General features: G+C 64.7%; 11 protein-coding genes. 9 read left to right on the forward strand and 2 right to left on the reverse strand.

Annotated elements, in window-relative coordinates; genetic code table 11:
- Positions 1-32: 32 nt before the first annotated feature.
- A complete protein-coding gene (locus HZS63_RS09115; RefSeq protein WP_246316263.1) occupies positions 33-2,435 on the forward strand; it encodes a DNA internalization-related competence protein ComEC/Rec2 in 2,403 nt (800 codons plus the stop codon).
- Positions 2,436-2,523: 88 nt separating this feature from the next.
- Here HZS63_RS09115 and gabT read toward each other — a convergent pair whose 3' ends face one another.
- Complete coding sequence (gabT, locus tag HZS63_RS09120) at positions 2,524-3,831, reverse strand: 4-aminobutyrate--2-oxoglutarate transaminase (protein ID WP_180683723.1); 1,308 nt, start codon at positions 3,829-3,831, stop codon at positions 2,524-2,526.
- 159 nt (positions 3,832-3,990) lie between these two features.
- Here gabT and HZS63_RS09125 point away from each other — a divergent pair, with 159 nt between their 5' ends.
- A complete protein-coding gene (locus tag HZS63_RS09125; RefSeq protein ID WP_180683724.1) occupies positions 3,991-5,415 on the forward strand; it encodes an aminotransferase-like domain-containing protein in 1,425 nt (474 codons plus the stop codon).
- Positions 5,416-5,525: 110 nt separating this feature from the next.
- The gene (locus tag HZS63_RS09130) at positions 5,526-5,753 is read left to right on the forward strand and encodes a sulfurtransferase TusA family protein (protein ID WP_180683725.1); all 228 of its coding nucleotides are present in this window, start codon (positions 5,526-5,528) and stop codon (positions 5,751-5,753) included.
- A 12-nt stretch (positions 5,754-5,765) separates the two neighbouring features.
- Here HZS63_RS09130 and HZS63_RS09135 read toward each other — a convergent pair whose 3' ends face one another.
- On the reverse strand, positions 5,766-8,951 hold the full coding sequence (locus HZS63_RS09135; RefSeq protein ID WP_180683726.1) for a valine--tRNA ligase: 3,186 nt from the start codon (positions 8,949-8,951) through the stop codon (positions 5,766-5,768).
- Between the two features lie 267 nt (positions 8,952-9,218).
- On the opposite strand from HZS63_RS09135, the gene HZS63_RS09140 reads away from it, so the two are divergent.
- From HZS63_RS09140 to queF, 6 genes are all read left to right on the forward strand, one after another.
- Positions 9,219-9,641 carry a rubrerythrin family protein gene (locus HZS63_RS09140; RefSeq protein ID WP_180683727.1) on the forward strand — a complete coding sequence of 141 codons (423 nt, stop codon included), beginning with the start codon at positions 9,219-9,221 and terminating at the stop codon, positions 9,639-9,641.
- A gap of 109 nt (positions 9,642-9,750) precedes the next feature.
- Complete coding sequence (locus HZS63_RS09145) at positions 9,751-11,100, forward strand: (Fe-S)-binding protein (protein WP_180683728.1); 1,350 nt, start codon at positions 9,751-9,753, stop codon at positions 11,098-11,100.
- A 14-nt stretch (positions 11,101-11,114) separates the two neighbouring features.
- On the forward strand, positions 11,115-11,705 hold the full coding sequence (locus HZS63_RS09150; protein WP_180683729.1) for a DUF3501 family protein: 591 nt from the start codon (positions 11,115-11,117) through the stop codon (positions 11,703-11,705).
- A 119-nt stretch (positions 11,706-11,824) separates the two neighbouring features.
- Positions 11,825-12,601, forward strand: coding sequence for a peroxide stress protein YaaA (gene yaaA / locus HZS63_RS09155; protein ID WP_180683730.1), 777 nt, complete (start codon positions 11,825-11,827; stop codon positions 12,599-12,601).
- 25 nt (positions 12,602-12,626) lie between these two features.
- Complete coding sequence (locus HZS63_RS09160; protein WP_180683731.1) at positions 12,627-13,454, forward strand: 2OG-Fe(II) oxygenase; 828 nt, start codon at positions 12,627-12,629, stop codon at positions 13,452-13,454.
- Complete coding sequence (gene queF / locus HZS63_RS09165) at positions 13,451-14,296, forward strand: NADPH-dependent 7-cyano-7-deazaguanine reductase QueF (protein WP_180683732.1); 846 nt, start codon at positions 13,451-13,453, stop codon at positions 14,294-14,296. The genes HZS63_RS09160 and queF overlap by 4 nt, the downstream gene beginning before the upstream one ends.
- The last annotated feature ends 1 nt before the right edge of the window (position 14,297 follow it).

Here is a 14,297-nt window from a genome sequence, read left to right on the forward strand (position 1 = left end):
TGAATGTGGCCTGCCACGGCTGACGGCAGAAGATGGTTCGTCTGCTGGCGTTCATGCTGGGCAGCGTGCTCGGCGCCCTGGCCCAGTTGCAGCAAACGCAACTGTGGCCGGTGCAGGCCTATGCCATGCCGGCCAGTGCAGCGTGGCTGCTGTTGGGGCTGGCCTGGCGGCTCAGGGTGCGTGACAATGTCCAGGCCCTGCTGTGGGCCCTGGTGGGGGCGTTGTCGATCTTCGCCTTCACGGGCTGGCGTGCGTTGCACCACCAAGGTAGCGGATTGGATCCAGCCCTCGAAGGGCGTGACCTGCTGCTGGAAGGCTGGGTGGCGGAAATGCCCAGACGCGGCGAGGCCGGCTGGCAGTTCGAGTTCGTGCCTGAACGCGCCTGGTTGGCGGGGCAGGAGGTGCAACTGCCGCCTCGCCTGCGCCTGAGCTGGGCGGATCGGTCCAGTCGTGGTGCGCGCGCGGTTTCAGAACCCTTGGCGCTGGGCCCAGACGCCCTGCCTGCAAACGGATTGCGTGTCGGACAGCGATGGCGGCTCGTGGCCCGGCTCAAACGCCCGCATGGGCTGTCCAACCCACACGGTTTCGATGCCGAGCTGTGGATGTGGGAGCAGGGCCTGCAGGCGACGGGTTACGTGCGCCAGGGGCGTGGTGTGGACGCGCCGGTCTGGCTGCAGGACACTGGGCGCTACCCGATCCAACAGGCCAGGCAGTGGATACGGGACCGGGTGATCGACCGCGTCTCCTCACCCGAGGCGGCCGGCGTGCTCGCGGCCCTGGCCACCGGAGACCAAGGGGCGATTCCGCGTGCGCTGTGGGACACCTTCCGCGTGACGGGCGTCACCCACCTGGTGGTCGTCTCCGGCATGCACATCACGATGTTTGCCTGGTTGGCGGTGGCCGGTGTGGGTTGGGTTTGGCGCTTGGCTGGCAGGGCCCGGCCAGCCCTGCTGGAGACCCTTCCCTTGCCGGTGGCGGCTGCCATGGGCGGCTTGCTGCTGGGGTGGGGTTACGCCGTGTTTTCGGGCTGGGGCGTGCCGGCGCAACGTGCGATAGGGATGTTGACGGCCGTGGTCCTGCTGCAGCTCAGTGGCCGGCGGTGGCCCTGGCCGCTGATGTGGCTGGCTGTGATGACCGTGGTGGTGTGGCTGGACCCTTGGGCGCTGTTGCGGGCTGGCTTCTGGTTGAGCTTCGTCGCGGTGGCGGTGTTGTTCGCCGCAGGCAGTCCGTTGCCCGAAACCGGCCAGCGCTGGCGGGGCCAGGTGTGGCGGCTGATCCGTACCCAGGGCTGGGTCACGGTGGCACTGGCTCCGTTGACCCTGCTGTGGTTCGGCGAGTTTTCCATGGCCGGCTGGCTGGCCAACCTGGTGGCCATTCCCTGGGTGACGCTGGTGGTGACGCCGCTGGCACTGGCCGGCATTGTCTTGGCCCCGCTCTGGCAGATCGGGGCCTGGGCGGTGGAAGGGTTGGTGGGGGTGCTGGGCGTCATGGCGGCTTGGCCCTGGGCGGCCGTGAGCCGACCGGCCGTGCCTGGGGTACTCGCCCTGATCGCCGTCCTGGGCGGGGTCATACTGGTCAGCGGCTTGCCGTTCGCCTGGCGGGTTTGGGGCATGTTGCTGCTCTGGCCTGCACTGGCGTACACGCCGCCCCGCCCCCCGCCTGGTCATTTCGAATGGATCGCTGCCGATGTGGGCCAGGGCACGGCGGTCATTGTGCGCACCCACCGCCACACCCTCGTTTACGACACCGGACCGCCCATGGGTCCGCAGGCGGACGCGGCCCAACGGGTGTTGTTGCCCCTGTTGCGGCGCCACGGCGACGCACCCGACGCGGTGGTGGTGAGCCATGCCGACAGCGACCATGCCGGTGGCATGGGGACGCTCGCGAAGGCCTATCCCCGCACGGCATGGTGGACCTCGTTCGACACCTCCGAGCGCTGGGGCATGGACAGCCGACGCTGCGAGGCCCCCATGGGCTGGGAATGGGACGGTGTGCCTTTCCGCTTCCTTCATCCCTGGCCCGAGGACGACCCGCGGCGCCTGTCCTCCAACGCGATGTCATGCGTGCTCCTGGTCGGCGAGGGCGATGCCAGCCTGTTGCTGACCGGAGACATCACCGTGTCGGAGGAAACGCGTCTGGCCCTCGCGCATCCGGAGCTGCGGACACGGGTGCTGCTGGCTGCACATCATGGCAGCAAGACGTCTACCGGGCCCGTGTGGCTCAACACCTTGCGTCCCGAATGGGTGGTGATTCAGTCTGGTTACCGCAATCCCTACGGGCATCCGGCAGCGGAAGTGATTCGACGCCTGGATGCCAGAGGTATACGCTGGGTCGCCAGCCCCGACTGCGGCGCCGCCATGGGCAGCAGCCTATGGCCCGTTGAAGTCAGGTGCCACCGCCACGCCGTGCGGCGATACTGGCATCACCCAAAATGAGCGCTGGCTCCGGGGTCGAACCAAGTGCATGCAGGCATGCATGAGATGGGCGCGTCGCGTGGCAGGATGAGCTGCTGGGGTCTGCCGTTCAGCCCTTGGCGGCCTTCAGCGCCTCGGCCATGATGGCCAGCCCCTCGTCCAGCAGTTCATCGCTGGCGGTGATCGGAACCAGAATGCGGATGACGTTGGCGTACACCCCGCACGACAGCAGCACCAGCCCGCGCTGGAGCGCTTCGGCGCACATGCGCTTGGTGAGTTCAGCCGCTGGCTTGCTGCGGTCGCCGCCTTCGAACAGTTCGATGGCCACCATGGAGCCCAGGCCGCGCACGTCCTGGATTTCCGGGTGCTGTTGCGCCAGCGTGCGCAGGCTGGCTTTCAGGCGCTCACCCACGGCGTTGGAACGCTCCAGCAGTTTTTCTTCCTCGAACACGTCCAGCACGGCCAGTGCGGCGGCGCAGGCCAGGGGGCTGCCGGCGTAGGTGCCGCCCAGGCCGCCGGGCAGGGGTTTGTCCATCAGCTCGGCCTTGCCGATCACGGCCGAGAGCGGGAAGCCGCCCGCCATGCTCTTGGCCATGGTGATCAGGTCGGGCGCCACGCCCCACTGCTCGCAGGCCAGCCAGGTGCCGGTACGGCCGGCACCGGTCTGCACCTCGTCGGCAATCAGCACAATGCCGTGCTGGTCGCACAGGGCGCGCAGGGCCCGCGCGAACTCGGGCGGGGCGACGTAGAAGCCGCCTTCCCCCTGCACCGGTTCCAGAATGATGGCGGCCACACGCTCGGGCTCCACGTCGTACTTGAAAATGTGCTCCACCGAACGCAAGGCGTCGGCCACGCTCACGCCGTGCAGCGGGTTGGGGAATTCGGCGTGGTAAATCTCGGCCGGGAAGGGGCCGAAGCCCGCTTTGTACGGGGCCACCTTGCCGGTGAGCGCCATGCCCAGCAACGTGCGACCGTGGAAGCCGCCGCCGAAAGCAATGACGGCCTGGCGCTTCGTGGCGATGCGCGCGATCTTGACGGCGTTTTCCACCGCCTCGGCGCCGGTGGAGAGAAAGTAGGCCTTTTTGGGGAAGTTGCCCGGCGCCTTGGCAATGAGGCGCTCGGCCAGTTCCACGTAGGGTTCGTAGGCCACCACCTGAAAGCAGGTGTGGTGGTAGTGGTCGAGCTGGGCCTTCACGGCTTCCACGATCCTGGGGTGGCGGTGGCCGGTGTTGAGCACGGCAATGCCGCCGGCGAAGTCGATGTAGCGGCGGCCTTCCACGTCCCAGAGTTCGGCGTTCTCGGCGCGCTCGGCAAAAACCTCGTAGGTCTGGCCCAGGCCGGCGGGGAGGGCGGCGCGGCGGCGCGCCATGAGGTGGGCGTTGGTCTTGGCTTCGGTGAGCTTGGGGTCGCGGTGCATGATGGGCTCCTGGAGGGTGGCGTGCCCTTGCGACAGCACGCAGGGGTCATGCCTGCACTGTAGGGGCCGAGACCACCTCGTTAACATATACAGACAGGCGGTCGAGGCCGACACACTGTGCAGCCCCACCGACCAATACAGTCCAACCCTGATCCTTACATGTTCACGCTCGATCCGCAAGATGCCACCCCGCTCGTCACCCAGATCGTGGAAGGGTTCCGGGGCCTGATCGAGTCCGGTGCGCTGCGGCCGGGGGCCAAGGCCCCGTCGATCCGCCAGTTCGCGCACGCGCATGGGGTGAGCGTGTATACGGTGGTGGACGCCTACGACCGGCTGGTGGCGCTGGGTTATTTCGTCTCGCGTCCGCATTCCGGTTTTTTCGTGCGCCGCCGCGAGGTGAGTGTCAGCGTGGCCGGGCGGTCGGGAGCCAACTACCACTTCGACTCGATGTGGTACCTGCGCAGTGTGTTCGAGAACCGCAACCTGGACCTGAAACCCGGTTGCGGCTGGCTGCCCGGCGAATGGCTGTTCGAGGAAGGGCTGCGCCGCAGCCTGCGCAGCCTGGCGTCCAACCCGGTGGACCTGGGGGGCTACGGCGAGCCCAAGGGGTTCCTGCCGGTGCGCCAGCTGGTGCGCGACATGCTGGCCGAACAGGAAATCGCCCTGACGGCCGAGCAGGTGTTGCTGACCAACGGTTCCAGCCAGGCCATGGACATGGTGGCCCGGCGTCTGGTGCAGCCCGGCGACGCGGTGCTGGTGGACGAGCCCGGTTACCCGAACCTGCTGTTTTCGTTGCGCTTCCTGGGCGCTCGGCTGATCGGGGTGCCGCGTACCCCCAACGGCTACGATCTGGCGGCACTGGAAGACCTGGTTCGCGTGCACGAGCCCAAGGTGTTCTTCACCCAGCCGCGTTTGCAAAGCCCCACCGCTTCGGTGGCCAGCCTGGCGCATCTGCACCGCGTGGTGCAGCTGGCCGAACGCCACCAGTTCACGGTGGTGGAAAACGACATCTATGCCGACTTGGACCCGGAGCCGCGCCCTTCGCTGGCCAGCCTGGACCAGTTGCAGCGGGTGGTGTACATCAGCAGCTTTTCCAAGACGGTGTCGCCCAACCTGCGCGTGGGCTATGTGGCGGCGCACCCGGACGTGCTCGAAGACCTGGCCCAGCTCAAGATGATTTCAGGGCTCACGTCTTCGGAGTTCGCCGAGCGGCTCACCTACGGCGCGCTCATCGACGGGCGCTGGCGCAAACACCTGCGTGGCCTGCGCGACCGGCTGGCGCGCGCGCACCAGGCGGTGGCGGAAAAGCTGGAGGCCCACGGTTTCGAACTGTTCAACGAACCCAAGGCCGGCATGTTCCTGTGGGCGCGACACCCGCGTGTGGACAATGCCACCGAACTCGCCTACCAGGCCACGGAGCATGACATCCTGCTCGGCCCCGGACACCTGTTCACCACCGATCTCCAACCCAGCCCGTGGATGCGCTTCAACGTGGCATTCGCTGAAGACGAGCGGTTGTGGTCGGTGTTGCGCAGGCTGTTGCAAGCTCGCTCAGCGCCAGGCCCGAGGGCGACGCAGACCTGACGGAACCCCTGGGGGTTTTCAAGTCGCCCGGGCGGGTGAGGAAGCCCTTGCACCGCCATGCGACCGGTGCAATTGCTTAGAATTCGGCCACTATCCCGAGGATGAATGGCATGAATATCGACCGAGAACTCGACGCGCGCGGCCTGAACTGCCCGTTGCCGATTTTGAAAGCCAAGAAGGCGCTGGCCGACATGAGCAGCGGCCAGGTGCTGAAGGTGATCGCTACCGATTCCGGCTCGATCCGCGACTTCCAGGCGTTTGCCAAGCAGACCGGCAACGAGTTGCTGCAGCAGGAGACGGCAGGCCCCGACTATGTGTCGGTCCTGCGCCGCCGCTGAGCATCAGAGGCATCACGCACCCAGACGCTGCAACTGCTCCTGCAGCCGGGCCAACGCAGCACCGAAGTCGGCCACACGTTTCTTTTCCTGCTCGATCACGGCTGCTGGAGCCTTGGCCACGAAGGCCTCGTTGCCAAGCTTGGCCTTGGCCTTGGCGATCTCGCCTTGGAGCCGATTCACTTCCTTGCCGAGTCTGGCCTTTTCCGCCGCCACATCGATTTCCATGAACAGACACAGCCGGGCCACATCGGCCGCGCCCAGGCTCACCACAGCCACGGGTGCTGTCTGAGCGGCTGCCGCCCAGCTGGCTTCGTCGTCGAATACCTTCACCTCGCTGAGCTTGGCCAGGGCCTGCAGCACGGGGGCGACGTCGTGCAAAAAAGCTGCGCCGGCCGGGCTGCCGGCCACGGCGTACAGCGGCAGGCGCTGGGCGGGTGACACGCCCATTTCGCCACGCAAGTTGCGGCAGGCATCCACCAGCGCCTTGAGCTGGGCCACATGGGCTTCGGCCTGCTCGTCGATGCGTTCCGGTTGGCTCACCGGGTAGGCTGCGATGCTGACCGACGGACCCGAACGGCCGGCCACGGGAGCCACCTTCTGCCACAGCTCTTCGGTGATGAAGGGAATGATGGGGTGCGCCAAGCGCAGGATGGTCTCCAGCGTGCGAATCAGGGTGCGACGGGTGCCGCGCTGTTGTTCGGCGTTGCCGGTCTGGATCTGCACTTTGGCGATTTCCAGATACCAGTCGCAGAACTCGTTCCAGACGAAGTCGTAGATCGCGTTGGCCACATGGTCGAGCCGGTAGTCGGCAAAGCCTTTGGCAACGTCGGCTTCCACCCGCTGCAGGCGCGAAACGATCCAGCGGTCGGCCTGGCTGAAGTGCAGGTAACCGCCGCCGGGCCGCCCCAAGGCGGTTACAGCCCCCTCGGGGGGCAGCGAAGCGTGGGGGCTTGTACCACCGCCGCCGGGTACGCACTGGTCGGCGGTGTGGTCGCTCAGACCGCAGTCGTGGCCTTCGCAGTTCATCAGCACGAAGCGGGCGGCGTTCCAGAGCTTGTTGCAGAAATTGCGGTAGCCCTCACACCGCTTGCTGTCGAAATTGATGCTGCGGCCCAGCGAGGCCAGCGCGGCAAAGGTGAAGCGCAGCGCGTCGGCGCCATAGGCAGGGATGCCGTCGGGGAATTCCTTTTCGGTCTGCTTGCGCACCTTGGGTGCGGTTTCGGGCTTGCGCAGCCCGGTGGTGCGTTTCTCCAGCAGCTCGGGCAGGCTGATGCCATCGATCAGGTCCACCGGGTCCAGCACGTTGCCTTCGGACTTGCTCATTTTCTGGCCCTGGGCGTCGCGCACCAGGCCATGGATGTAGACGTGCTTGAATGGCACGCGGCCGGTGAAGTGGGTGGTCATCATGATCATCCGGGCAACCCAGAAGAAAATGATGTCGTAGCCAGTGACGAGGACGCTGGAGGGCAGGTAGAGGTCGTAGTCGGTGGTGCTGACCGCTGCGCCGCTGGCCGTGCCGGGCACGCTCTGGCTCATCCGTCCTGCGGCCGGGAAATCGCCCGGCTCGCGTCCGGCGCTGCCAGCGGCTTCCTGGTGGGCAGCGGCTTCAGGCCAACCCAGCGTGCTGAAGGGCACCAGGGCACTGGAGTACCAGGTGTCCAGTACGTCGGGGTCGCGCTTCAGTCCGCCGGCCAGCAAGGCGGCGCGTTGGGTGTCGCTCAGGTTCGCGGCGTAGGCCTGCAACTGGGCCTGGGCCTCGGCTTCGTCGCGGGCCACATAGACGTTGCCTTCCACGTCGTACCAGGCGGGGATTTGATGACCCCACCACAACTGGCGGGAAATGCACCAGTCCTGAATGTTGTTCATCCACTGGTTGTAAGTGTTGACCCAGTTTTCGGGCACGAAGGTCACCTGGCCGCTTTGTACGGCGTCGATGGCCTTTTGCGCGATGGAGCGAGTGTCCTGGTCGGGGCCAGCCCCCCCGGGGGGCGGCGAACCATACGCAGGGGAGGGTGTGGGGGCCTTGTTCATGGCGACGAACCATTGGTCGGTCAGCATCGGCTCGACCACCTGGCCGGTGCGGGCACAGCGCGGCACCATGAGCCTGTGTTTCTTCACCTCCACCAACAAGCCTGCGGCCTCCAGGTCGGCCACGATCTGCTGGCGGGCCACGAAGCGGTCCAGCCCACGGTATTTCGCCGGCCCGTGGTCGTTGATCTTGGCATCCAGCGTCAGTACGCCGATCGTCGGCAGCTGGTGGCGCTGGCCCACGGCATAGTCGTTGGCGTCATGTGCCGGGGTCACTTTCACCACGCCGGTGCCGAATGCGCGGTCGACGTACTCGTCGGCAATCACAGGGATTTCGCGGTCGCACAGCGGCAACTTCACATACTGGCCCACCAGGTGGGCGTAGCGTTCGTCTTCGGGGTGCACCATCACGGCCACGTCGCCCAGCAGGGTCTCGGGGCGGGTGGTGGCCACCACCATTTGGCCTTCGCCGCTCACCAGCGGGTAGGCGATGTGCCAGAGGAAGCCGTCTTCCTCCTCGCTTTCGACCTCCAGGTCGGACACCGCGCTCATCAGCACCGGGTCCCAGTTGACGAGGCGTTTGCCACGGTAGATCAGGCCTTGCTCATACAGCCGCACAAAGGTCTCGGTCACCACGCGGGACAGTTTGTCGTCCATGGTGAAATACTCGCGGCTCCAGTCCACGCTGTCGCCCATGCGGCGCATCTGCTGGGTGATGGTATTGCCCGACTGTTCCTTCCACTCCCACACCTTGGCCACGAAGTTCTTGCGGGCGATTTCCGGGGTGGGGCCCATCTCGTGGCGGCTGATGCCCTGACTTTGCAACTGGCGTTCAACCACGATCTGCGTGGCGATACCGGCGTGATCCGTGCCGGGAATCCACACCGTGTTGAAGCCCATCATGCGGTGGTAGCGGGTCAGGCTGTCCATGATGGTTTGGTTGAAGGCGTGCCCCATGTGCAGCGTGCCGGTCACGTTGGGCGGCGGCAATTGGATGGCAAAGTTGCGGCCAGCGGCAGCTGCCTCGGCATTGGGTTGAGCGGTGCCCCGGAAGCCGGCTCGGCCGTAGCCCCGACGCTCCCATTCCGGGCCCCAATGGGCCTCCAGTGCGGCAGGCTCGAATGATTTGGACAGGGCTTGCAGGCCGGGTTGGGCAATGGCGTCTGACATGAGGGTTCGTTGGGTACAGGCAGAGAAATCCAAGGATTTTACGAGGGCCTTTCCACCGCAGCGGTGGTGTGGATGCATGGATGGGGGTTCTGGTAAATAGGAATCATTATATTGATGTGTTTGGCTGATAGACAATGTTTATCCTGTACATAGGCGCGGCCAATTAGACATCTGACCCAAATGGCGTTATGGTTAATAAGGTCGGTAGGGCATGGTCGGATCCGACGGTGCCCAGCGGCAACTTCAACCACCCAGAAGGAGATGAACATGCCTCAACTCAAAGGCTCTAAAACCGAGCAATGCCTGAAGGACGCCTTTGCTGGCGAATCCCAAGCCAACCGGCGTTACCTCTACTTCGCAAACAAGGCCGATGTGGAAGGCCAGAACGACGTGGCGGCCCTGTTCCGCTCCACCGCCGAGGGCGAGACTGGTCATGCCCATGGCCACCTGGAGTTCCTGGAAGCCGCAGGTGATCCAGCCACCGGCTTGCCCATCGGCAGCACCCGCCAGAATCTGGAGTCGGCCATTGCTGGGGAAACCCACGAATACACCGACATGTACCCTGGCATGGCCAAGACGGCCCGCGAAGAAGGTTTCGACGAGATTGCCGATTGGTTTGAGACCCTGGCCAAGGCCGAGCGCTCACATGCCAATCGCTACAGCAAGGCCCTGGCCGAGCTGGTGGACTGAGTCGGCACATTGAGCGTCGGGCGTTGGCCTCAGGGCCAGCGCCCTTTTCTGAATGTGTCACAGCTGCATGCCATCAAGCGGCACCCCATAACAACGAAAAGGAGCAACCATGTCGAGAGAAGGCAATCTGGAAGCCCCCACCCGGCACCCCCTGGACTGGAAAAACCCGGATTTCTACAACGAAGACAAGTGCTTCGAGGAGCTGGAACGCATTTTCGACATCTGCCACGGTTGTCGCCGCTGTGTGAGCCTGTGCGGGGCCTTTCCCACGCTGTTCGACCTGGTGGACGAAAGTCCGACCATGGAAGTGGATGGCGTGAAAAAAGAAGACTACTGGAAAGTGGTGGACCAGTGTTACATGTGCGACCTGTGTTACATGACCAAGTGCCCGTACACCCCGCCCCACGAGTGGAACCTGGACTTCCCGCACACCATGCTGCGCGCCAAAGCCATCAAGTTCAAGAAAGGCGGTGTCAAGTTCAGTGAAAAGCTGCTGGCCTCGACCGATGTGCACGGTTCGCTGGCCGGCATACCGGTGGTGGTGCAAGCGGTCAACGCCGTGAACAAGACCCAGGTGGCCCGCAGCGTGATGGAGAGCGCGCTGGGGGTGGACAAGCGGGCCTGGTTGCCGTCGCTGGCCACGCGGAAATTCCGCTCGTCGGCACCCGAAGCCCAAGCCACGGAAGTGAAGAACGGCGAGCGCACCCCCGGCAAAGTGGTCATCTTTTCCACGTGCTACGTGAACTACAACGAGCCCGGCATCGGTCATGACCTGTTGAAGATCCTCGACCATAACGCCATTCCCTACGTGCTGGTCGAGAAGGAAAAGTGCTGTGGCATGCCCAAGCTGGAACTGGGCGATCTGGACGCGGTGGCCGCCAGCAAGGAGGCCAACATCCCGGTACTGGCGAAATACGCCAAGGACGGCTTCGCCATCTTGAGTGCGGTGCCGAGCTGTACCCTGATGTTCAAGCAGGAAATCCCGCTGATGTTCCCCGACTGCCCCGACACACAGCTGGTGAAGGAGGCCATGTGGGACCCGTTCGAATACCTCGTCGCCCGCAAGCGCGATGGTTTGCTGAAGACCGAATTCCCTCAGAAACTGGGCAACGTGAGCTACCAGGTGCCTTGTCACAGCCGGGTGCAGAACATCGGCAAGAAGACGGAGGAATTGCTCAAGCTGGTGCCCGGCACCACGGTGCAAACCATCGAGCGCTGTTCCGGCCACGCCGGCACCTACGGCGTGAAAAAAGGCAGCCATGAGATGGCGATGAAGATCGGCAAACCGGTGTTCAAGGCCATGTCGCAGATGAAGGACGGCGCCAAGCCCGACTACATCAGCTCCGATTGCCCGCTGGGCGGCCACCATATCGCCCAGGGGTTTGAAGTCAACCAGCTGGGAGAGCCCACACTGGCGCACCCCTTGACGCTGGTGCGCATCGCCTACGGTCTGAAATAAAGGGGAACCATGCCATGCAACTGACCGGAAAGATCACCCCCGACAGCCTGATGACCCTGGAGGCCTACGCCAAATGGCGCAAGGTCCACAAGCCCGACATCATGGCGCATCGAAAGCTGCGTACCGTGCATTTGGGCGAACACATCAGCGTGCAGTTCGAAAGCGAGCTGAGCATGCGCTACCAGATCCAGGAGATGCTGCGCATCGAAAAAATCTTCGAGGAAGAAGGCATACAGGACGAAATCGATGCCTATGCCCCCCTCGTGCCCGATGGCACCAACTGGAAGGCCACCATGATGCTCGAATACCCCGATATCCACGAGCGTCGGCGCGAACTGGCCAAGCTGATCGGGGTAGAAGACCACATGTTCGTGGAGGTCGAGGGGCACGAGCGCGTGTATGCAATCGCCGACGAGGACCTGGATCGGGAAACACCGGAAAAGACCTCGGCGGTCCATTTCCTGCGCTTCGAGCTGACGCCCGCCATGCGCGCCGCGGTAAAGGCAGGGGCGGGCGTCAAGCTCGGGTGTGACCATACGCATTACCCCGCCCATGTGCAGATTGCACCGGAAACGCTGGCCAGTTTGGCCGGGGATCTGAAATAGCCCAGGTCGGCCCACCGGCGGCGAGGCCACTGCGACGGCGCGAGAGCGTGGCTGAGCGGGCCTAGGGTGTGGGCTTGTTCACGCTTGCCAGATAATCGCCTGGGTAGAGGATATTGAACATGTTGTTTTTATTGTCTCCGGCCAAGGCGCTCGACTATGAAACGCCCCCCCACGTGGACCTGCACACCCAGCCGCTGTTCGTGCCGCAGGCGCAAGAACTGATCGCCGTGTTGCGCGAAAAAACGCCCCAGGAAATCGCGTCGCTGATGAACCTGAGCGACTCGCTCGCGGGCCTGAACGTCGCACGCTACCAAGCTTGGGAGCCGACTTTCACCACGGCCAACTCGAAGCAGGCCGTATTGGCTTTCAATGGTGATGTCTATGAAGGGCTGGACGCCCGCAGCCTCGACGCATCGCAGCTCGCCTGGTTGCAGGAGCACTTGTGCATCCTGAGCGGCCTGTACGGGGTGTTGCGCCCGCTCGATCTGATGCAGCCTTACCGGCTGGAGATGGGCACCCGGCTGGTCACGCCCAAGGGCAAGAACCTCTACCAGTTCTGGGGCACGCAGATTGCCGACTACCTGAACCAGCGCGCGGCCGCCCAGCGGGTGTCGGTGATCATCAACCTCGCCAGCGAGGAGTATTTCAAATCGGTGGACCTCAAGGTGCTCAAGCCGCAGGTGGTGAGCTGTGTGTTCGAGGAACTCAAGGCCGGGCGGTACAAAGTCATCAGCTTCATGGCCAAGCGGGCCCGGGGTTTGATGATGCGTTATGCCGTGCAGCACAAGGTATCGACGGTGGATGACCTCAAGGGTTTTGACCTGGAGGGGTACGCTTTCGTGCCGGCGGCTTCCCGGCCTGACCGCCTCGTGTTCCGGCGCGATGCACGGCCTTGATGGACCCATGCGGCAGGAGAACCAGATGACCCAGACGGTGACACCGGAGCTGCGGCAATGGATCATCGAACAAGCCACGGCGGGATTCGCCCCGGATGCCGTGCTCAAGGCCATGATCGATGTGGGGTGGGAGGCATCGGTGGCCACTGCCGCACTGGAGCAGACGATGGAGGCCCATCTGGCGGGTTTGGCGACGACCCCGCTACCCCGGCCGGACCTGACCGGCGCGCCCCGAACGATCGACGTTGGAGACCGGCAGGTGGAGGTGGTCGTATCGATGCGTCAGCCGGAGTTGGTGGTGTTCGGCAACCTGCTGTCGGCGCACGAGTGCGAGGCCCTGATCGAAGCGGCGCGTCCCCGGATGTCGCGTTCCCTGACGGTTCAGACGACCACCGGTGGCGAGGAACTGAACCCGGACCGCACCAGCGACGGCATGTTCTTTCGGCGCGGAGAAAACGAGGTCGTGGCCCGGGTGGAAGCCCGCATTGCCCGCTTGTTGCAGTGGCCAGTGGAAAACGGCGAGGGACTGCAGATCCTCCACTACCGGCCAGGGGCCGAATACAAGCCGCATTACGATTATTTCGATCCCAAGGAGCCGGGTACGGCGAACATCGTGCGGCGCGGAGGGCAGCGTGTGGCCACGCTGGTGATCTACCTCAACGAGCCTTTGCGTGGCGGTGGCACCACGTTTCCTGATGTGGGTCTGGAAGTCGCGCCCAAGCGCGGACAAGCGGTGTTCTTTGCCTACGACCGCCCGCACCCGGCCACGCGCACGCTGCATGGTGGGGCGCCCGTGATCGAGGGCGAGAAGTGGGTCGCCACCAAGTGGCTGCGCGAGCGGGAGTTCACATGACGGCATTGGCCTCCAGTCCACTGGGCAAGACATCGGCCTACGTGGAGCGCTACGATCCGTCGCTGCTGTTCCCGATCCCGCGCCAGCCCAAGCGGGACGAGATCGGTATTGGGGCTACAACCCCTTTCACAGGGGCAGACCTCTGGACCGCTTACGAGCTGAGTTGGCTCAATCCGCGCGGCAAGCCGCAGGTGGCGCTGGCACACATCACCGTGCCCTGCGAGACAACCCACATCATCGAGAGCAAATCGTTCAAGCTGTACCTCAACAGCTTCAACCAAACCGTTTTCGAGAGCATCGAAGCGGTGCAACAACGCTTGCGCGAGGACTTGAGCGAAGCCGTCTGGCGGGGCCACTCGATGAGGGGGAGCGTGGGCGTGCGCCTGGTGGGGCCACAGGCTTTCGGGGCTGAGCTGATCCAGCCCCTGGAGGGGCTGAGCTTGGACCGACTGGATGTGGAATGCACCGATTACACGCCAGCCCCCTGGCATTTGAGCGCCGACCCTGACCAGCCGCCGGTGGCCGAGGTGCTGGTGAGCGATCTGCTCAAGAGCAACTGCCTGGTGACCGGCCAGCCCGACTGGGGCAGTGTGCGCATTGCCTACACCGGTGCGCCCATCGACCAGGCCGGGCTGCTGCGCTACCTGGTGAGCTTTCGCCAGCACCACGAATTTCATGAGCAGTGCGTCGAGCGGGTGTTCATGGACATCTGGACCCGCTGCCGCCCGACGCGCCTGAGCGTGTATGCACGGTACACGCGCCGCGGCGGGCTGGACATCAACCCCTGGCGCACCAGCCACCCCCAGCAGCCGCCAGTGAACCAGCGTACCGCGCGGCAATGAG

The organism is Tepidicella baoligensis, assembly GCF_013432195.1.
Lineage (GTDB): Bacteria > Pseudomonadota > Gammaproteobacteria > Burkholderiales > Burkholderiaceae_C > Tepidicella > Tepidicella baoligensis.

Coding starts and splice junctions, on each gene's coding strand:
- HZS63_RS09125 (WP_180683724.1), top strand. CDS start 3,991: ATGTTCACGCTCGATCCGCAAGATGCCACCCCGCTCGTCACCCAGATC.
- HZS63_RS09115 (WP_246316263.1), top strand. CDS start 33: ATGGTTCGTCTGCTGGCGTTCATGCTGGGCAGCGTGCTCGGCGCCCTG.
- HZS63_RS09150 (WP_180683729.1), top strand. CDS start 11,115: ATGCAACTGACCGGAAAGATCACCCCCGACAGCCTGATGACCCTGGAG.
- HZS63_RS09140 (WP_180683727.1), top strand. CDS start 9,219: ATGCCTCAACTCAAAGGCTCTAAAACCGAGCAATGCCTGAAGGACGCC.
- queF (WP_180683732.1), top strand. CDS start 13,451: ATGACGGCATTGGCCTCCAGTCCACTGGGCAAGACATCGGCCTACGTG.
- yaaA (WP_180683730.1), top strand. CDS start 11,825: ATGTTGTTTTTATTGTCTCCGGCCAAGGCGCTCGACTATGAAACGCCC.
- HZS63_RS09160 (WP_180683731.1), top strand. CDS start 12,627: ATGACCCAGACGGTGACACCGGAGCTGCGGCAATGGATCATCGAACAA.
- gabT (WP_180683723.1), bottom strand. CDS start 3,831: ATGCACCGCGACCCCAAGCTCACCGAAGCCAAGACCAACGCCCACCTC.
- HZS63_RS09145 (WP_180683728.1), top strand. CDS start 9,751: ATGTCGAGAGAAGGCAATCTGGAAGCCCCCACCCGGCACCCCCTGGAC.
- HZS63_RS09130 (WP_180683725.1), top strand. CDS start 5,526: ATGAATATCGACCGAGAACTCGACGCGCGCGGCCTGAACTGCCCGTTG.
- HZS63_RS09135 (WP_180683726.1), bottom strand. CDS start 8,951: ATGTCAGACGCCATTGCCCAACCCGGCCTGCAAGCCCTGTCCAAATCA.